This is a genomic window from Synechococcus sp. OH30 (assembly GCF_047462175.1).
In the GTDB taxonomy this organism is placed as follows: Bacteria; Cyanobacteriota; Cyanobacteriia; order Thermostichales; family Thermostichaceae; genus Thermostichus.
This window is the reverse complement of sequence record NZ_JANSIP010000001.1, coordinates 454474-471939: the sequence shown is the minus strand read 5'-3', so window position 1 is coordinate 471939 and position 17466 is coordinate 454474. Positions and strand designations below refer to the sequence as shown.

General features: G+C 60.9%; 18 protein-coding genes. 11 read left to right on the top strand and 7 right to left on the bottom strand.

The genetic code is table 11. The features are described from left to right. Positions 1–45 precede the first annotated feature (45 nt). From phnD to NW830_RS02300, 9 genes are read left to right on the top strand one after another with little or no spacing between them, the layout of a single operon-like run. Positions 46–942, top strand: coding sequence for a phosphonate ABC transporter substrate-binding protein (phnD, locus tag NW830_RS02340; protein ID WP_414359319.1), 897 nt, complete (start codon positions 46–48; stop codon positions 940–942). Continuing rightward, positions 911–1729: a phosphonate ABC transporter, permease protein PhnE gene (gene phnE / locus NW830_RS02335; RefSeq protein ID WP_414404544.1), complete on the top strand. Its 819-nt coding sequence runs from the start codon at positions 911–913 to the stop codon at positions 1727–1729. The genes phnD and phnE overlap by 32 nt, the downstream gene beginning before the upstream one ends. Before the next feature lie 9 nt (positions 1730–1738). Continuing rightward, the gene (phnG, locus tag NW830_RS02330; RefSeq protein WP_414359323.1) at positions 1739–2158 is read left to right on the top strand and encodes a phosphonate C-P lyase system protein PhnG; all 420 of its coding nucleotides are present in this window, start codon (positions 1739–1741) and stop codon (positions 2156–2158) included. Continuing rightward, positions 2155–2697 (top strand): phosphonate C-P lyase system protein PhnH, encoded by a 543-nt coding sequence (gene phnH, locus NW830_RS02325; protein WP_414359324.1) that lies wholly within the window; start codon positions 2155–2157, stop codon positions 2695–2697. Before phnG ends, phnH begins: the two co-directional genes overlap by 4 nt. Beyond that, positions 2697–3713 (top strand): carbon-phosphorus lyase complex subunit PhnI, encoded by a 1017-nt coding sequence (locus NW830_RS02320; protein ID WP_414359326.1) that lies wholly within the window; start codon positions 2697–2699, stop codon positions 3711–3713. Before phnH ends, NW830_RS02320 begins: the two co-directional genes overlap by 1 nt. Beyond that, complete coding sequence (locus NW830_RS02315) at positions 3703–4572, top strand: alpha-D-ribose 1-methylphosphonate 5-phosphate C-P-lyase PhnJ (RefSeq protein ID WP_414359328.1); 870 nt, start codon at positions 3703–3705, stop codon at positions 4570–4572. Before NW830_RS02320 ends, NW830_RS02315 begins: the two co-directional genes overlap by 11 nt. Next, positions 4565–5332 carry an ATP-binding cassette domain-containing protein gene (locus NW830_RS02310; protein ID WP_414359329.1) on the top strand — a complete coding sequence of 256 codons (768 nt, stop codon included), beginning with the start codon at positions 4565–4567 and terminating at the stop codon, positions 5330–5332. Before NW830_RS02315 ends, NW830_RS02310 begins: the two co-directional genes overlap by 8 nt. Positions 5333–5336: 4 nt before the next feature. Next, complete coding sequence (locus NW830_RS02305) at positions 5337–6032, top strand: ATP-binding cassette domain-containing protein (RefSeq protein ID WP_414359330.1); 696 nt, start codon at positions 5337–5339, stop codon at positions 6030–6032. Next, complete coding sequence (locus NW830_RS02300; protein ID WP_414359332.1) at positions 6013–7188, top strand: alpha-D-ribose 1-methylphosphonate 5-triphosphate diphosphatase; 1176 nt, start codon at positions 6013–6015, stop codon at positions 7186–7188. The genes NW830_RS02305 and NW830_RS02300 overlap by 20 nt, the downstream gene beginning before the upstream one ends. Before the next feature lie 2 nt (positions 7189–7190). Here the strand turns inward: NW830_RS02300 and NW830_RS02295 are convergent, their stop codons facing one another. Continuing rightward, complete coding sequence (locus NW830_RS02295) at positions 7191–9467, bottom strand: polysaccharide deacetylase family protein (protein WP_414359334.1); 2277 nt, start codon at positions 9465–9467, stop codon at positions 7191–7193. Between the two features lie 141 nt (positions 9468–9608). Next, positions 9609–10100, bottom strand: a complete 492-nt coding sequence (locus NW830_RS02290; RefSeq protein WP_414359335.1) for a phycobilisome linker polypeptide — start codon at positions 10098–10100, stop codon at positions 9609–9611. A gap of 186 nt (positions 10101–10286) precedes the next feature. On the opposite strand from NW830_RS02290, the gene NW830_RS02285 reads away from it, so the two are divergent. Next, entirely contained in the window at positions 10287–10820 is a 534-nt protein-coding gene (locus NW830_RS02285; protein ID WP_414359336.1) for a DUF4079 domain-containing protein, read from the top strand. Positions 10821–10848: 28 nt separating this feature from the next. Here NW830_RS02285 and NW830_RS02280 read toward each other — a convergent pair whose 3' ends face one another. Next, a complete protein-coding gene (locus tag NW830_RS02280; protein ID WP_414359338.1) occupies positions 10849–11919 on the bottom strand; it encodes an RpoD/SigA family RNA polymerase sigma factor in 1071 nt (356 codons plus the stop codon). A gap of 369 nt (positions 11920–12288) precedes the next feature. Here NW830_RS02280 and NW830_RS02275 point away from each other — a divergent pair, with 369 nt between their 5' ends. After that, positions 12289–12510, top strand: coding sequence for a helix-turn-helix domain-containing protein (locus NW830_RS02275; RefSeq protein ID WP_414359339.1), 222 nt, complete (start codon positions 12289–12291; stop codon positions 12508–12510). A 100-nt stretch (positions 12511–12610) separates the two neighbouring features. Here NW830_RS02275 and NW830_RS02270 read toward each other — a convergent pair whose 3' ends face one another. The 4 genes from NW830_RS02270 to NW830_RS02255 form a co-directional block, all read right to left on the bottom strand. Then, on the bottom strand, positions 12611–13282 hold the full coding sequence (locus NW830_RS02270) for a diacylglycerol/polyprenol kinase family protein (RefSeq protein WP_414359340.1): 672 nt from the start codon (positions 13280–13282) through the stop codon (positions 12611–12613). Positions 13283–13291: 9 nt separating this feature from the next. After that, positions 13292–13621, bottom strand: a complete 330-nt coding sequence (locus NW830_RS02265; protein ID WP_414360024.1) for a c-type cytochrome — start codon at positions 13619–13621, stop codon at positions 13292–13294. 264 nt (positions 13622–13885) lie between these two features. Next, positions 13886–15721, bottom strand: coding sequence for a glycoside hydrolase family 3 N-terminal domain-containing protein (locus tag NW830_RS02260; protein WP_414360026.1), 1836 nt, complete (start codon positions 15719–15721; stop codon positions 13886–13888). Between the two features lie 89 nt (positions 15722–15810). Beyond that, complete coding sequence (locus tag NW830_RS02255) at positions 15811–17220, bottom strand: RecQ family ATP-dependent DNA helicase (protein WP_414359341.1); 1410 nt, start codon at positions 17218–17220, stop codon at positions 15811–15813. Positions 17221–17466: the final 246 nt, after the last annotated feature.

Here is a 17466-nt window from a genome sequence, read left to right as displayed (position 1 = left end):
CAGGCAAGCTCAAACTCAACTTCACAACTGCAGAGGAGAATACTCATGCGCAGAAGAAAGGTTTTGGCTCTAGCGGCTTTCCTTCTGGGCTTTGCCAGTTGGGTGCCGGTGCTGGCGCAGAAGCAGAACTGGCCCAAGGAGCTAGTGATCGCTGAAGTGCCGGTGGAGAGTGCTGCTGATTACGAAGCTCGCTATGCGCCTTTCCTGGAATACCTCAAGCAGAGATTGGGGATCCCGGTGCGTTTGTTTGTGGCTGGCGACTACACAGCCGTGATGCTCTCCCAGGCGGAAGGGAAAACCCACGTTGCTTTTTATGGGCCCGCCTCTTACGTCGATGCGATTGAAAAAGCCAACGCCCCCATCGAAGCCTTTGTGAAGGAAGATTCTGTTCGCTCGGGCACTGTTTACCACTCTCTGATGATTTCCAAGAAGGGCAGTGGCATTACAACTCTAGAAGCTGCCAAGGGCAAAGATTTTGCTTTCGTTGACCCGGAGAGCACTTCTGGTTTCAAGGTGCCCATGGCTTACTTCTGTCTAGAGGCCAAGATCAAGCCCAAGGAGTACTTTAAACAAGTTACCTTTGCCGGCAACCATGAGTCGGTTATCCTGGGGGTTGCTCAGGGAACCATTCCCGTGGGGGTGACCTGGGATACCGGGATCAGTATTGCCACCAAGAAGGGCCAAATTAAGGGTTTGGAAGATTTTGAGGTGATCTGGAAGTCCGATCCGATCCCTTCCTCTCCCTGGGCCTACCGCAAAGACCTGCCGGAAGACCTCAAAGAAGCCATCCGCACGGCCTACCTAGAGTACGAGAACACACCGGAAGGCAAGCAATGGCTAGAAGCTCGCGGTCTCAAGGGTTTTGAGCCGGCCAGCGACAAGGATTACGATCCCTTCCGCAGGGTTAACAATGCTCTTAAGCAACCTGAGTGCCAACTCTAAGAAACTGCCCCCCTTACCAGCGGAGCTCAAATGGAGAGATCGCCTCAGTGTTCTCCTCGGCGGGATGGTCTTTTTGACTCTCCTGCTGACGGCGGGGCCGGCTGAGATCTCACCAGTCAGGTTGCTGGCTGGGTTGGGGAGGAGTGCTGTCTTTGTCGCTCGCTTCTTTCCGCCCAGCCTGCAATTTCTGCCAGCTTTTCTTTACTCTTTGCTCCAGACCCTGATCATGGCTTTCTGGGGCACTTTTCTGGCCACCTTTCTTGTGCTTCCCTTGGCCTTCCTGGGATCCAAGAACGTCGTCCGCTCTCCCGTGGTCTATCTGGCTGTTCGCGGGTTAATGGACATCCTCAGGGGGCTTAACGAGCTGGTTCTAGCCCTGGTTTTTGTGGCTGCCATTGGCTTGGGACCTCTCCCAGGGATCCTGGCGTTGACGCTGCACACAGCTGGAGTGGCAGGCAAGTTGCTCTCCGAGGCCATTGAGACAGTGGATATGGGGCAGGTGGAGGCCGTGAGGGCTACGGGCTCCCATCCTCTGTTGGTTCTTGTCTATGGCTTTTGGCCGCAGGTGGCCCCAGCGTTCTACTCGGTGACGCTCTACCTGTTTGAGGTCAATGTGCGCTCGGCAACAGTCTTGGGCTTGGTGGGAGCTGGTGGTATCGGCTTCGATTTGATGCAGACGGTGCGGGCCTTCCGCTTTCAGGACGCCGCCACCATCATTTTGCTCATCCTACTAACCGTGTTTACAATCGACAAGGTCTCGGCGCGAATTCGCCAATCCCTGGTATAGGAGGTGAGGGTGCAGGCTCTTGAAATCCTGGAGCTGCTGCAGGAGGCTCCTGAAAAGACAGTTGTGGCTCTGGCGCGGGAGGTACGGCCCGCTCTGGGAGCTAGCCAGAAGCTGAAGGAAGGGGCAGGCCTGCTGTTGCTCCCCTTCCAGGACTCGCGCAGCGGTACGCCGTTTTATCTGGGAGAAGTCTTGGTTTACGAGGTTTGGCTGCGCTTCCCCCGAAAGGGAGTGGAAGGCTATGGAATGGTGCTGGGGGAACGGCCGCGCCTGGCCCGCTCCCTGGCTTACCTGGATGCCGCGTTGCAGGCGGGGATTGCTGAAGATCGGATCCAGGCCTTGGCCCTGGAAGCTCAGGAACATCTCCAGGAGAAGGATGAGCGCCTCTGGCGCAAGGTGGCCGCCACGCGCTTGGAGGTGGAGACGCTATGAGCGTGCCCATACCTGCAGCCGAACGGCAAAGCCAACAGGTCTTCCGAACCTTGGTGATGGCGCTGAGCTACCCTGGCCGGCTTTGGCGCTTGCCAGCTCGCTCGCTGCGCCAAGCCTTCCGCCTCATTGGAACTACCCTGGTGGATGGAAATGTGGGGGTTTGGGCGCCAGACTGGCTGCTCTTAGATCTGCGCGGTCAGGCTCCTCGGCCCGTGGCCTTGGAGGCGGCGGACTTTGTCTTTGCCGAGCGGCTGGCGGATTTGCCTGCCGGCTGGGAAACCCTCTCGGTTCTTAAGAGGGGCACCTACCTGGAGCCGGAGAGCGGGGCAACTCTCATCCTGGGAACTGGCTGGGGCCAGGGATCCCCTCTTGTCTTCAAGGGCCCCGGCATTGCTGGGGAGGTGCGCTTGGCTGTGGATTTGCCCCCTGCTTTTTGGCGGCTGCGCTCCCAGATCTCGGCCTACCCGTTGGGAGTGGACATCTTGCTTACCGACGGGCAGCATGTAGTAGGCATACCGCGAAGTGTGGAGGTGGGTTGATGGGCTACGTGGTGGCGCGGGGCAGTCAGGAGGCCATTCTCAATGCCGAAGCCCTTTTTCGGGAATTGTTGCCGAGGGGGGCAGGTCAGTGGAGTAAGGGCCTGGCCAGCTACTTGCCCTATCTTTTGGATCAGGTGATGGCGGAAGCTGGCCTCTGGGCTCCAGAGCTGGCTGCTGAGGCCTTGGCCCAGACAGGGGGCGATCTCTACGAAGCGCTGCTGCTTTTGCGAGCTCATCGAACTACCCTTCCTCGCCTGGGCAAAGCGCAGCTTCAGAAAAAAGAAGATTTGCTCCTGGTGCGACGGCTTTCTTCAGCCTTCAAGAGCATTCCCGGCGGCCAAGTCCTCGGCCCCACCCTCGACTACAGCCTGCGTCTGCTGGGTTTTTCCGGAACCCAAGGGGTGGAGCCAGAGACCACGGCTGCTCCCCAGCGCTACCCTTCGGTGCGAACCTGGCTAAAAGAGCAAGGCCTGCTGGAAGAAGATCCAGTGGCAGAGAAAGACTTAGAGGAAGAGATCCCGGATCTAACGCGGCAGCCGCTGCTGTTTCCGGCGCCAAGAGCCCATCGCCTGCAAGCTTTGGCGCGAGGGGACACCGGGGGACTCCTGGCCCTCGCCTACAGCGCCATGCGGGCCTACAACGTCCACACCCACCCAACAGTGGCGGAGTTGGGGGTGGGCTATCTCGAGGTGCGGGCTATCCACCCGGTGCGGGGAGGTAGCTTTCGCCTGGGGCGGATCCGCTTGGCCTTTGCAGAAGTCGTCGGGCATGGGGAGAAGGGATACCGCTTAGGCTTTGCTGCCAGCTTGGGCTGGAACGAGGGGCGGGTTATTGCGGGCGCAATGTTGGATTTGGAGATGGATCGCCCCACCCATCCGGCCCGCAGCGAGGAGTTTGTTCTGGTACACACGGATCCCGTGGAGGCCTCGGGCTTTGCCCTGCACTACAAACTGCCTCACTATGTAACGTTCTTCAGCAATTGGATGAGCCATCAGGAGGCTGCTCTTGAACCCTAAGCATAGCTACGCCTACTTGGATCCTGAAGCCAAGCGAGAAATTCGGCGCAAGGTTCTCAAGGCTTTGGCCATACCGGCATATCAAGTTCCCTTTGCCAGCCGAGAGATGCCCCTAGCCCGCGGCTGGGGCACGGGCGGCCTGCAGCTTACCCTCAGCCTCGTGGGGCCGGAAGATGTGGTGAAGGTCATCGACCAAGGAGCGGATGACTCGGTTAATGCTGCCAACTTGCGCCGCTTCATTGCCCACGTCAGCGGAGCTCGAACCACCACTGATGCTTTGGAAGCAACCCTCATCCAAAGCCGTCACCGCATCCCGGAGGAGCGGCTGCAAGAAGGACAAATCTTGATCTTGCAAGTCCCGATCCCTGAGCCCCTGCGCTACGTGGAGCCTTCCGATGCCAAGGCGCGGGAGCTGCATGCTCTGGGGGACTACAGCCTGCTTTGGGTGGATCTATTTGAAGAACACTTGCGTCACGGCCGCAGCCGCAAGGGAGCAGCCTATCCCGTTCTGGTGCATGGCCGCTATGTGATGGATCCCAGTCCCCTGCCGCGCTGGGATCTGCCCAAGCTGCACCAGGCAGCCCACATCACGCTCTTTGGCGCCGGTCGGGAGAAGCGGATCTATGCTGTCCCCCCTTACACGCAGGTAGAACCTCTGGCCTTTGTGGATCGACCCTTCCAGCCGGAACCCATTGTGGGATCCTGCCGCCGCACCGGTTGCCGCCACGTCTTTCTCAACGCCATTCCCCAGGAGGATGGCAGCTTGGCCTACGAGATCTCCGACCAGGGCTATATGGAAAAACTCCTAGCTGGCAAAGAAAGTGGGCCTTTATTTGTTGGGGAGAAGCAGCATGGTTGAAGAAAGGCCTTTGCTGGAACTGGTCAAGGTTTGGAAAGCCTACGGGGATCGCTGGGCCCTCAAGAACGTCAGCCTCAAGCTCTATCCCCAGGAGGTGCTGGGGGTGGTAGGGGCTTCTGGCAGCGGCAAGAGCACCCTTTTGAGAATTCTCTATCTCCAGGAGACGGCGCAAGGGGAATACTGGCTCAACCTCCCCGGCTGGGAGGGGTGTAATCTGCTGTCGCTTTCTCCCTATGAGCGACCTGCGGCGCGGCGTCACTTGGCCATGGTTTATCAAGAAGCTGCCCAGGCCCTGCGCATGGGCTTTGCCGCCCTAACCAATGTTGCTGAGCCCCTTGTGCTCAAGGGGGAACGGCGATTTGAAGTTTTGCAAAAGGAAGCGCAGGCAGCTTTGGAGAGGGCAGACTTCCCCCTGGAGCGGGCTGGGGATCCGCCTACTTTCCTTTCGGGAGGGGAGCGGCAGCGGGTGCAGATTGCCAAAGCCTTGGCTCAAGAGCCAACGGCCATCCTCTTGGACGAGCCAACGACTGGCTTAGATTTGCTGGTGCAGGCAACCTTCTTGGACACCCTACGCCGCCTCAAGCGGCAGTTGGGGATGAGTCTGATTTTGGTTAGCCACGATCTCTCGGTGGTACGGGCATTGGCGGATCGCATTGTGGTTTTGCACCAAGGAGAGGTGGTAGAAGAAGGCCTCGCCGACCAGGTGCTGGAGGATCCCCGCCACCCCTTTACTCAGGATTTGGTTGCCGCAAGGCTGTAGAGAGATGCTGCAAGTTATCGATTTGGAAAAGCGGTTTTTCCTGCACCGGCTGGGGCGGGAAGTTCTGGCTTTCAAACAGGTGAGCTTCTCCCTACAAGCAGGGGAGTTGCTGCTCCTAGAGGGCCCGAATGGCGCCGGCAAGTCTTCCCTGTTGCGAACACTTTACCGCAGCTACTGTCCCACAGGGGGGCAGATCCTTCTGCAGACTCCTCGCGGAAGGGTGGATCTGGCGCGTTTGGGGGATCGCGAGATCTTGTGGATCCGGCGGGAGTACATCGGCTATGTCAGCCAGTTTCTGGATCCCCGACCCCGCACCACCGCCCTGGAGCTGGTGGCGGAGCCGCTGCTGTGGCGAGGTGTAGAAGAAAGCCGAGCACGGCAGCGGGCGGCAGAGCTGCTCCTGGAGCTGGGCCTAAAGCCCGAGTTACTGGAGGCTTTCCCCACGGGTTTCTCTGGGGGCGAAAAACAAAAGCTCAACCTGGCCCGCTCGCTCATTCATCCCTATCCCTTGCTGCTGCTGGACGAGCCCACGGCCAGCTTGGATGCAGGGGCCAGGAAAGCTCTGCGGGAGCGCCTTCGCCATCTGAAGCAGCAGGGAACTGCGCTTGTTGGCGTTTTCCACTCGCCAGAAGACGTGGCGGGCTTGGTGGACAAAACCTACCACCTGGAGGAGAAGCAAGATGTGGCTGTCCGGACTTAAGCTGGTTCTCCCTGACCAAGTGCTCCCGCTGGGATCCCTGCGGCTGGAGGGGGAGTGGATTGCCGAGATTCGAGAAGGGCAGGTGGACGAAGGAATCCCTTTACAGGGCTTAACCCTCGTCCCTGGCGTCATCGATCTCCACGCCGACAGCCTAGAGCCGGAGCTGGAGCCGCGGCCAGGGGTACAGTTGGCTGCCGAGATGGCCCTGGAGGTTTGGGAAAACCGAGCTCTGGCAGCAGGCATGACCACTGCTTTTGTCACCCTGTCCTTTTGGGAGGGCCTGCCCGGTTGGCGCAGCCCGGAGACCGCTTTGGCCCTGGCCGAGCAATTGGTTGCCCTGCGTTCCCATTTGTCGCTGGACTTGCGGATCCATGCCCGCTACGAAGTCTCTCGCCCCTTGGGAGCAGCAGCCGTTCGCCACGCCCTCAGCCAAGGTTGGGTGGATCTCCTTTCGTTTATGGATCACACGCCTGGCCAAGGCCAGTTCCCGACCCTAGAAGACTACGTTCGCTATATGGCCCGTCACCTGGGCCAGCAGCCTGAGGAGGTTGCCGCCAGCCTCAGGAACCCATCCCAGCCAGAAGTTCTCCCTGCCCTTGCCGAGCTGGCCCAGCAGGCAAAAGAGCGGGGAGTCACGCTGGCTTCCCATGACGACGATTGCCCCGACAAGGTTCAGTTGATGGCCAAGCTGGGCGTGAAGATCAGCGAGTTTCCGGTCACCTTGGCCGCTGCTCTAGAAGCCCAACAGTTGGGCTTACTGGTGGTCATGGGGGCCCCCAATGCTCTCAGGGGATCCTCCCATGTGGGCAATCTCTCCGCCCTCCAGGCCCTGAAGGCAGGATCCCTGGGCGCTCTGGCCACCGACTACTCGCCGGCTGCCGCGCTAAGAGCTGCCTTTGCCCTGGCGGAGAAGCAGGCTTTGGAGTTGCCCCAGGCCATCGCCTTGGTCAGCCGCAACCCCGCCCAGGCCGTTGGCCTCCAGGATCGGGGGGCTCTTTGCCCAGGGCTGAGGGCCGACCTGGTGATCTTGCGGGAGAAGCCCTTCCGGGTTATGGGCGTGTTTGTTGCCGGCAAGCCCGTCTTTCTCCGCGAGGGCCTGGGTTGGCAGGGAAGACTGGATCGCCAAAAAGTTGTGCCCAGAGTCGAAGCCCCCTGAATCTACTCCAGAGCCGCTCTCGGCAGCAGCTTCCGGGTCGGCTTGCGCTCCAGAGGCCAAGTGGGTCGCTCCAGACGGGTATCCACCAGCACAGAGGCTGGGGCGAGATTAACCCGCTCCAGCAGCCGTTGCAGCAGTTGAGCATCGATGGCATCCCCCCCCCTGGATGGGGTTGCCGTTCCCGCCACCAGGGGAGTATCGGCCAGCAGCAACTCTGCCACTGCCTGGGCCAGTTCTTGGCCGTACACGCCATCAGGGCCAGAGGGGAGCAGATCCAGCCGTCCCTGCTGAGCGGCCAGACGGCTTAAGCCCAGTTGCACCGCCACCACGGCCGGGCCCCGCTCCCCTTGCCTTAGAGTGCGCTGGCCGGCCAGGATGCTCTCCAGCTGCGCCTTGGCCACTTCCTGGTCGCCGCTGGGGAGCAACTGCACCAGTCCCTTCAGCCGGCTGCCGGGGGAGTTGGCGCTTGCCTGCTGCTGGGGATCCTCCCTCCACAGACGGGTTAGGTCGTAGAGCAAAATGGCGTGGGGGACAGGGCGGCTGAGCTGGTTGGGGCCGGCATGGCCGGTGGCGAGGATCTCCCCTTGGTAGACCAGTGAGGTGCTGAAGCCAGAGTCCAGCAGCACCGCCTCACGGATCCCGGTTTTGGGCAATAGGCTAGCCAGGATGGCGGCGTTGACGTGGGTTTTGGTAACCCCGATTACCACCTGATCCTGGTTGTCTACGCCAAAAAAGGCGCGGGGGCGGAACTCGGCGGCGCTGGAGAGGCGAAACGAGTCAATCTCCGCTGGCGAAAGGGCCCGGCCATCCTTGACCAGCCACAAACCCGCCACAAACAAGTCCGTGACCTCCGGCATGAGCTGGCGAAGGTTGTCGAGCTGGGTCATGGTGTCGGGATCAAAGGGCACAAAGCGCAGCCGATCCCTGCCTAGGAGTACCAAAGGCCGGCCCCGGATGACCCTGTCATCTTCGGGGCGACCGGGAATAAAGGTCTTGTGGTTGGCGGCCATCACTGGCCCCACCATGACGTTGCTGGCCGAGTTAATCCAAGGAATGGAGAAGAAGCTGCCGTTAATGCCGGCATCGGCTTGGTAGCGCTGGACTAGGGTTCTTACCTCGTAGCGCCGCTCCGCGTGCACCGTAGCCGCCCGTCCGCCGCGGATGGTGAGGATTCTCACCCCGTCGATGACCTCATCGGTTAGAGCCAGGGGCCGTGTCCCATCCAGCCAGTAGTCGGGGCTGCGGCCAAGGGTAAAGGTGCGGGCGCCAACAATGGCCTCGGTGAGGCGAAACTGGTTAAAGCGGCGCACCTCCAGCAAGTTGGGCGACTGTCCCGTAAAGCCGGGATCCATCGTAAAGGCCATCCGGTAACCCGCCTCGGCCAGGTATTGCTTCACCCGCTCGTCCCGATTGCCTTCCGGATAGGCAAAGTAGTGGATGGGGTGGCCCAGCTCCTGCTCCAGCTTGGTCTTGCAGTCAACCACCTCTCGCCGCAGGCGGGCATCGTCCAGCAGCCGCAGGTCGGGAGGATGGTTGACGGTATGGGCGGCAAAGTCAATCAGCCCGCTGGCATCCATCTCCCGCATCTGATCCCAAGTGAAGTGATCTTTGTCCGTAGGCACGCCGACAAAGCCGGTCTGAACAAAGTAGGTGGCGGGGTAGTTGTACTCCTTCAAGAGGGGGTAGGCGTTTTCGTAAAGCCCAAGGTAGGCGTCGTCAAAAGTCAGCAAAATGGCCTTTTCCGGCAAGGGATCCCCGTCCCGTAGGTGTTTGTAGAGTTGGTCGATGTGGATGGGGGTCAGCCCCGCCTGCTTAATGGCCTCAAAGTGCTGCCGCAGCTCGGCTACCGTGGTGTCAAACCAGACTTGTTTGCGGCCAGCCACCACGTCGTGGTACATGATGGCCGGCACGTAGGAGAGGCTGGCCAAGGGAGCCAACGCAAAAGGATCCCGCTGCAGTTGCGGCTCTTGGGGGAGGGGCGGGCGCTGTTGGGCGGCCTTGGCCTTGGCCCGAGGGGTTGGAAACTCAGCTAGGGTCCACGCCAGGGCCGGCAGGCGGCTGGCCCAGTCGGGATGAGCAGTTGCCCAGGCCACCAGGGCTCCAGTCCCAAACCCCAGCACCGTAACCAACAAAGCCAAGAAGCGGAGCAGCCGGAAGCGCAACTTCGTTGGCGGTCGCTGCCCAGAGTTAGAAAAACTTCGGCGCGGGAAGGGGGATCCCCTTTTTGCCCCAGGGACTGGATGACCGCCCCGGCGCGTCGGCGGCTGTCGAGAGGTCATGTCCTCCTCCTCACCGGCAAAACCAACGTCAGCCTACCACCCCCATCTCCTGGTTGGGGATGAGGAAGCCCTTGCCAGTGGTTTGCACCCCAGTCCATAGGAGGGGTAGCAGAGCCACCGCCCAGAAGCTGTCCAGGCAAGTCAGTCGAGGTTGCTCAACAAATTGGACTCTGTAATGCTGACAATCTTGCCCCCCCTTTGGGTAATGCGCTTCACTTCTTGGGAGAGCCGGCTGAAGGGCACTTTGTACTCGACAACGCTCTTGCGCACGCCCCCTCCCACCAGACCCGATACCTTGATGGTGAAAATCTTGTCGCTGTTGGGCAGGGACGAGGCTGCCGAAGGGGCAACCTGAGCAGGTTTGGTCGCTGGAGCCGCTTTCGCTTGCGGTACAGCGGCGCTCTCCCGCTCCAAAAGCAGCCGCCAACTGCGGGGATAGGCGGGAGCCAGACGATAAACCACCTTGTAGGAGCCAGTTACATGGTCATCTTCCGACTCCACCCTCACCACTGTTCCTGCTGGGATATCTAGCTTGGCTCCCTTGGACATCACTTTAATTCCAGGCCAGTTGGTGGGCACATCCGTCAGCAGCTCAACTTCAAACGCTTGATCCCCTAGTAGCAACTTGGCCATGGCGATAACTCCGTTTTGCTTGGCAGGCAGCTGCCAAAAACCCCGCTCGACTACAGCCTCACCGCTAGACATTTTACTGGTTACGGGTGCTCCACCAAAGCCTCCCGCCAGTATCTGTCCTGGAAAGGGAGTCTGTTGTAGATTTGTAAAGGAATTGTCGAGGGTGGCACACCTGGAGGGATCCCCATGCTGAACTTGGCTTTGCTGGATTTGGCAGCAGCTTCGGATTGGCTAACGACTGCCCTTCAGCCGGTGGCTGACTTCTTTGCCGGCTTCAACCTGCCCCAGCCAATTGTGCAGTGGGGGCATCCTCTCATGATGGGGATTGTCGTGGTGGTGATGGGCAGCTTTGTGGGTCTAACGGGCTGGCGGGGGCGGGCCTTGCGCCTGGCAGCCGAGGGATCCCTGCCGGAATCGGCCCAAAAGCCGCTCTTGGATCACCGCAAATTGGCCCCCTGGATGGCCACCTTCCTTGCCCTGGGCTACACCGGCGGCCTTCTCTCCTTGGTCATGCAGGGCAAGCCCCTGCTGAGCAGCCCCCACTTCTGGACGGGATCCCTGGTGTTGCTGTTGTTGGCCGTGAATGGCACCTTGTCTCTCAGCGGCTTTGGCGGCAACCGGGAGACCTTGCGCACTGCCCATGCCTATCTGGGCAGCCTCATTCTCTGCTTGCTCTTTACCCATGCCCTCCTGGGCCTAAAGCTGGGGCTGTCTTTGTAGCGGATCCCCCTAGCTACTAGAGCCAAGCCTAGCGAATGTACTGCACCAGCGTTCGCGAAGCAGAGCCCACCCGCAGCTTGCGCAGGGCATCCCGCTCGATCTGGCGAATCCGCTCGCGTGTCAGGTTAAAGTGGTTCCCCACTTCTTGCAGGGTTCTTGCCCTTTGGCCGTCTAGCCCATAGCGCAACTCCAATACTTGCCTCTCAATGGGCTTTAGGGTCTGTAGGGCAGAACGTACATCTTGCCGCAGAGACTGCTCCAGGATCTCTTCAAAGGGTTGCTCCTGCCGCTCATCCGGCAGCAAGTCCCCTAAGCGGCTTTCCCCTTCCTGGCCAACTGGTACATCTAACGACAGGGGCAAAGCGGCAGCCTGCTGGATGAGGCGCAACTTCTTGACCTTGATGCCCATTGCCCCGGCCAGCTCAGCTTCTGTAGGTCGCCGCCCTCGGGCCTTCGTGAGCTCGCGGTTGGTCCGCTTGAGCAAGCGCACTTTGTCTACCATATGCACTGGCAGGCGGATAGTCCGGCCCTGGTTGGCAATGCAGCGGGTAATGCCCTGGCGGATCCACCAGTGGGCATAGGTACTGAAGCGGAAACCTCGCTCGGCATTGAATTTTTCAGTGGCTCGAATCAGACCTATGTTGCCCTCTTGGATCAAGTCCAAAAAGGGTACCCCTCGGTTGAGGTACTTCTTGGCCACACTCACCACCAGACGCAGGTTGGCGTTGATTAGCTTGCGTTGGGCCTGCTCTCCCTGGCGGATGCGCGAGCGCAGAGTTGCCACAGGGATCTGCAGGGCTGCCGCCAATTCCTCATCGCTGGGATCCTGCCCCCGCTGCTGCCGCCATTCTTTTCGGGCCTGGTCAATGAGCAGCTTCTGCTGAATTTTGCGCGACAGCTCAATCTCTTCCGCGTGATCAATGCGGGGCACCCGGCCAATGGTATTCAAGTAGTGATCAACAGCATCTTCGTTAAGGCGTGCACTGGCCGCCAGGTCAGCCTCTGCAGCGGAATCCACAGCCTCCGGCCAGGGCTCATCGAACTCCTGAGGGGAGAAGGGAAGGTTTTCAGGGTGAGGATGAGAGAGAACCACGGCCACCTTGAGGAGAGAACTTTCCTCCCTAGTCTAGGAAAGTTTCTTCCCCCCCTGTAAGCGAAAATCGATCATCACCGCCTTTTTTGCCTAGAAATTTTCCTGCCTAGAGGGGGGATTACCCCGGATCCTACCCGCTAAGCCCTGACCGAGCAGGCATCCTAGGCGCAAGCGTCCGTAAGCAATTTTCGATCTAGAGCCTGAGGTAGGATGTTTAGGAGGCAGCCAGGCTGCCTGCTCTAACCAAGTTTCCCTAAGAAAATCGTGCTTGCCTAGGCTACCATGGGGCGCCGGAGAAGCCATCAGCCTCCTCAGCCTGGAAAAGAACATTCCTCCTCCCTTGCCAACCCCAACCAGCACCCTCCTGCAGCAAACTTGATTGGAGAGCGAGTGCGCTGGGTACGGGAGAGGTTGCAGCTCACTCAGGATCAACTGGCGGGTCGCCTGGCCAAGTACGGTGTCCATTTGGATTACGTCAAGGTGGGCCAGGTGGAAAAGGGCAAACGGCGCGTCATCGACAAAGAACTGGTGGCTTTTGCCAAGGCGCTGGGAGTCTCGGTTACTTGGCTGCTGAGTGGCGACGAATCTAGCCTCTAGTCAGTTCCCTAGCCCCTACCGCCCTGGCTAGGAGCGGCAGCAGAAGGAGCAACTCCAGGCGCTCTGCTGGCCCTAGGGTCACTCTCCCCCTTGCGGATCGTTACAGATAGTTGAGAAGCTGCAGTAAAGCAAAGCAGAGACTGGCGCTGCCCAAAGGCACGGTCAGGTTATCCAGCCCCCACCAAGAGAACATCTCCAAACCCATGGCTATCCCCCCCACCACGACGCTGATGGCAAGCAACAAGGGAGAGAAGCCAAAGTACCCCAATAGTAGCAATGCCATCACTAGGCTGCTCACCACCCACATGGTCAGGGATCCCTCCCAGCTTTTTTGGAGGGATCCCAGTTGATAGGGATGTTTCCCCCAGCTCTTGCCCACCAGCCCCGCCAAGGCATCGGCCCAGGTCATCACCAGAATGCCAATGACAGCGAAAACTTGTTGCTGGGGCCGCCAAAACAAGAAGAGGAGGAGGCCAATGCTGACAGCATAGAAAAAAGTGCCGAAGCTGCGGCGCCCGACGCTATTCAAGCTAGGCAAGATAGCCACCCGGTAGGAGAGCAGCGCCAAGCCAGCAAACACCAGGGAGAACCCCACCCCAAGCCAGCGGGGCACCTGCAAGGCCCAAGCCAGCAGAATGATATTGCCCACACCAATGTGGACAGCTTTGCGCACCCATTCCCCATCCACTTGTCGGGAGCGCAGCCATTCCGCAAAGGCAAATACGGAGGCCAGCCAGAGAGCGTAGCAAGCAAGCTGCTGCGCTAGGCCCATGAGCTGGCCTCAGAGAGTTTTCAAGTAGCTAAGCAGATCCGCCATTGCCTGGGGATCGGGCTGGAACTGGGGCATGGGCGGAGTCTTGCCACTGGTTACTTGGTAAATGATAAACCGGTCAGAGCGGCGGCTGCTCACCCCCCGCAGGCTGGGGCCTACGCGGCCATCCCCTTCTTCGCCATGGCAGGCGGCACAGTTAAGGGCAAACAGCGAGGCTCCCCTGCTGGCTTGCCCTTCCATGCTAAGAACAGCCTCGATGTAGGGATCTGGCCGCACGGCTGCAGCCAGCCAACTCCAGCCAAAGACCGCCAGACCTACAAGAAGTAGACCCCATCCCAGCTTCCTCACCCAGCCCCCTGACCCCAGCACTTGCAGGAAGGAAAAAAACGGCCTCAGGGGCTGCCCTGGGGAGAGCTGAGAGCAGGCTTGAGGCTCTCCCCTGCTGGAAGCCAAGCAGGGGCTGCCGGAAATGCCGAGATTGGGAAAGAAGAAGGGCACAGCAGACAAACCTGAGAGAAACCGTTTCAATCTTTTACATTTCCACCAATACAATAGCCTAGAAGCCGCTTCCTGCCAACAATCTGTAAGGGTATTTACTTTTTCTTAATGATCTGCGACGGCTTGCTGAGGCTTGGACTTCCTCAGCAGCGGTTGGCTGGGAAACAGGCGTTGCATCACTTCCAATTGGGCCTGGGGATCGCTGTTGAGGCTGTGGATGACGTTGGCCCCTTGCAAGTAACTGCGGAGGCGATAGCCAACCTGCAGGTTTCCATAAATAACAACGGCTGCTACCTGCTCCCGCCGCTGCCCTAGCCAATCCACCACATAGTTGGGCAGAGGATCGCGAACAAAGGCTTGGAAAATCCACTGGCCGCTGCGGTTGTTTAGAGCTGCCTCCAGCAAGCTCAAGGGGGTAAGGGAATGGCTAAGCAGAGGAGGAAGACCCAAGCTGGCGGGAATGCTCAGGGCAGGAGATTCGGCTAAAAGCACTGCTTCAGGACCCAGGGAGAGATCCTGCCAGATCCAGTTCCAACTGCCGGGCGGCAAGGGCAAAGGCAGGGGTTGGCCGCCTGTAACTCCACCGCGGGCCATGGCCGCCTGACAGGGGACAATGTCGCTCTCGGCTAGGAGGGATCCCAACTGGGCGGCCCTGGGCAGAGGGGAGCGGGCGCCGAACAGCTTGGCCAAAGGGGAGTCCTTGGCCAGGGGATCCCCCAGCAGTAGGGGCTTTAGTTGCTCGTCGGAAAAGCCGCGGTTGAGGGCCGGGTCAGTGGGATCCTTAGCCCCCATCCAGCCGGGCAGCAAGCTAAAGTCCGTCTCCGCCAGGGCCGGCCACACTTGCTTGAGCAGGGCGGAGGCGGAGGGAAAAAGCCGCTGCTTGGCCCGCAGCACCCGCGTCACCGATTGGGCAATGGCCTGGGCATCTAGGGATCCCTGCTGCACGGCTTCCACAATGGCCGCCACAGCCGCCACCGGCTCAGGAGGGGCCAAAAGGAGGTCAGCGCCGGCCTGGAGGGCCCGCACTGCTAGTGGGCAGGGAGAGGACTCCGTCCCCCTGCCGCGAACAGCCAACTCGGCCAAGAAGCCCTGATCGAGGCCCTCTGCCACAATCAGCCCACTGAACCCCCATTCTTGGCGCAGCAGTTGCGCTAGCCGTCCCGGCAAAAAAGAGATTGGCCAGCGCTCATCCCACTCTGGCAGCACCACTGGCGCAACCGAGATGGCCCCCACCTGCTCCACCAAGCCGCGGAAGGGCAGCCAGGGTCCTGCTTGCAGTTCGCCCAAGGTAAGGCGCAGGCGAGGACAGCAGGGGGCAGCAGTTGGCTCTAGCGATAGCAGCGGGCGGGCCTGCTCTACCTCGGCCCAGCCTTGGCCGGGGAAGGATCTGGCTGTGGTCAGGATCCCCTCGGGAACCGCCTGCTCACAGCCCCGGATAAAGGCCCGCGCCAGTTGCAACGCCAGGTGCGGCTCCTCCGCCAGCGCCAGCTCTGCTGGGCCTTGCCCCAGGGGCTCAGCCACCGGGCCAAGCAGCCAGTTAATGCCGATGGCCGCCGCCTCCCGCGCCGTGATCCTTCCCCACTGTTCTGCCCAGCGCTCGGCTTCGGATCCCAGGCGGCTTAGGCCCAGGGGGTGGGGGAAAGAAGTAGCCCCCGCCAGCGCCAGGCCGCGACTGGCCTCGGCTGCCACCAAAAGGGGCAGGGCAGCCCAAGACTGCGCCTCCTCGATCAGCAGCAGGGCCTCTGCCACATGGCCCTCAGTAATCCAGAGGCCCCCGATCCCCACCTCTTGGATCAGTCGCTTGAGGACCTCTCGGGGAGGAGACTGGGATCCCAGGCGGGCCGAAACCGGCACCACCAGCAGTTGGGCCACCTGCCGTGCTAAGGACAAGGGCTGCTCAAGGGCAGCGACCGGGGATCCCGAACCACTCATGGACACCATCAGCAAGGGGAAAGCGAGGGGATCCTATCCTTTGCGAAAACGCCGGGCAAGCGCAAAGATCCTAACCCCTCTGCCGGCTGCCGAAACCCTCAACGCCTTTGGGAAGCCCGGCAGCGGTCGCAGGTGCCGCAGGGCAGGCTGGACTGGTTCTCAGGGTAGCCAAAATGTTGCAAAATTGCCTGCCAGCGACAGCCGCGGCTGTGGATGAAGTCCTCCATCCCCCGCCAGGGATCCTCCCGCCGTGGCGGTTGCCAGCGGCGGTGCAGCACCTGGAAGTGAAAGGGATCTGGCCAGTGCAGACAGCCCATTTCCTGTAACAGGCCCAGGGCCACCCGCGTCTCCCCTGGGGGCAAGTCGGCATAGGATCCCTGGGAGGGCAGAGTTTGGAGGAGGCGGCGTGCTTGGGCCAGCAGGCGCTCCTGCTGGGAATAGAAATAGGCTTGGCGCTGGCGATCGGTGGGATCCAGCAGGCCCGTCGGCTCCGAGACAAGCATGAGGGCCCGGCAAGGGCCACCATCCCGCCCGCCCCGCCCCACCTCCTGCAGATAGTCCATCAAGTTAGGGGGCGGGTGAAAGTGCAGCACCCAACGCACGTCCGGCTTGTTGATGCCCATGCCAAAGGCGTTGGTGCAAACCAAAAAGCGCAGCTTGCCCTCTAGCCAAGCCCGTTCCAGCTGGCGGCGGGATCCCGCTTCCAGCCCGCCGTGGTAGGTGGCGGTTTTCTGGTTTTGTCGGCCCAGCCACTCGGCCAGCTCCTCCCCATCCCGCCGGGTGCGCACATACACTAGGCCCGAGCCGGGGTTTTCGGCCAGGAAGCGCAGCAGGCGGCGACGGCGATCCGCTGGGCTCCAGGCCACCTCCACATGGAGGGAGATATTGGCGCGCAGGGGATCGGCACGGATGCACTCCGGCTGCTGTAGCCCTAGGAGGTGGCGCAGGCGGTTGAGGGTTTCGGGATCGGCGGTGGCAGTAAAGGCAGCGATGGGAAAGGCAGGCTGGCCCAAGGCAGGACGCACCAACCCCAGGCGGCGGTAGTCGGGCCGGAAGGATCCTCCCCAGTGCACCAAGGTGTGCGCCTCGTCCACCATGAGGCCGTTGATAGGCACCTGTTGCAGCCGCTCCCAGACCGGCGGGCTAAAGAGGGTTTCCGGCCCTAGATAGAGTAGACGCAGCCGATTCTCCGCCAACGCCCGCAACACCCGCTTGCGCAGAGCCGGTTCCAGCTCGCTGTGCAGACAGGCTGCCGGCAGACGGCGCCTCCAGAGGTCCTGAACTTGGTCCTCCATCAGGGCAATCAGGGGTGAGACCACCAAGGTCAGGCCTGTCTGCAGCAAAGCCGGCAGTTGAAAACACAAGGACTTGCCAAAGCCCGTCGGCAGCACCACGAGGGCATCCCGCTTCTCCAGCAAGGCGCGGATTACCCGATCCTGGGGCGGCCGCAGCGCCTCGTAGCCCCAGTACCGCTTGAGGGCAGAGTAAACCTGCTGCCAATCCTGCAAACGGCAATCCCCTTTGCCGCGATCTCTCTACCTACAGCAATCTACAGCGACTTCCTCGAGGGAAGTTCCGGGCCACTCCAGATCCTCCCAAAGGAAGAGGGGGCAGGGGTGAGGGAAACCCCCTGCCAGATCCACTCCCTAGGCTGGACGGCTGGGATCGGGGCTAGCGGGGAAGCGATGATGCCTGCTCAGGCTGGCAAGGTGGGGTTGCAGTAGCCATAGGGCAGCAGGCTTGTGCGATGCTAG

What these genes read in the sequence shown, in the direction of transcription:
- phnD (WP_414359319.1), top strand. Translation starts at nt 46, where the DNA reads ATGCGCAGAAGAAAGGTTTTGGCTCTAGCGGCTTTCCTTCTGGGCTTT.
- phnE (WP_414404544.1), top strand. Translation starts at nt 911, where the DNA reads ATGCTCTTAAGCAACCTGAGTGCCAACTCTAAGAAACTGCCCCCCTTA.
- phnH (WP_414359324.1), top strand. Translation starts at nt 2,155, where the DNA reads ATGAGCGTGCCCATACCTGCAGCCGAACGGCAAAGCCAACAGGTCTTC.
- NW830_RS02320 (WP_414359326.1), top strand. Translation starts at nt 2,697, where the DNA reads ATGGGCTACGTGGTGGCGCGGGGCAGTCAGGAGGCCATTCTCAATGCC.
- NW830_RS02310 (WP_414359329.1), top strand. Translation starts at nt 4,565, where the DNA reads ATGGTTGAAGAAAGGCCTTTGCTGGAACTGGTCAAGGTTTGGAAAGCC.
- NW830_RS02305 (WP_414359330.1), top strand. Translation starts at nt 5,337, where the DNA reads ATGCTGCAAGTTATCGATTTGGAAAAGCGGTTTTTCCTGCACCGGCTG.
- NW830_RS02300 (WP_414359332.1), top strand. Translation starts at nt 6,013, where the DNA reads ATGTGGCTGTCCGGACTTAAGCTGGTTCTCCCTGACCAAGTGCTCCCG.
- NW830_RS02295 (WP_414359334.1), bottom strand. Translation starts at nt 9,467, where the DNA reads ATGACCTCTCGACAGCCGCCGACGCGCCGGGGCGGTCATCCAGTCCCT.
- NW830_RS02290 (WP_414359335.1), bottom strand. Translation starts at nt 10,100, where the DNA reads ATGGCCAAGTTGCTACTAGGGGATCAAGCGTTTGAAGTTGAGCTGCTG.
- NW830_RS02285 (WP_414359336.1), top strand. Translation starts at nt 10,287, where the DNA reads ATGCTGAACTTGGCTTTGCTGGATTTGGCAGCAGCTTCGGATTGGCTA.
- NW830_RS02270 (WP_414359340.1), bottom strand. Translation starts at nt 13,282, where the DNA reads ATGGGCCTAGCGCAGCAGCTTGCTTGCTACGCTCTCTGGCTGGCCTCC.
- NW830_RS02260 (WP_414360026.1), bottom strand. Translation starts at nt 15,721, where the DNA reads ATGGTGTCCATGAGTGGTTCGGGATCCCCGGTCGCTGCCCTTGAGCAG.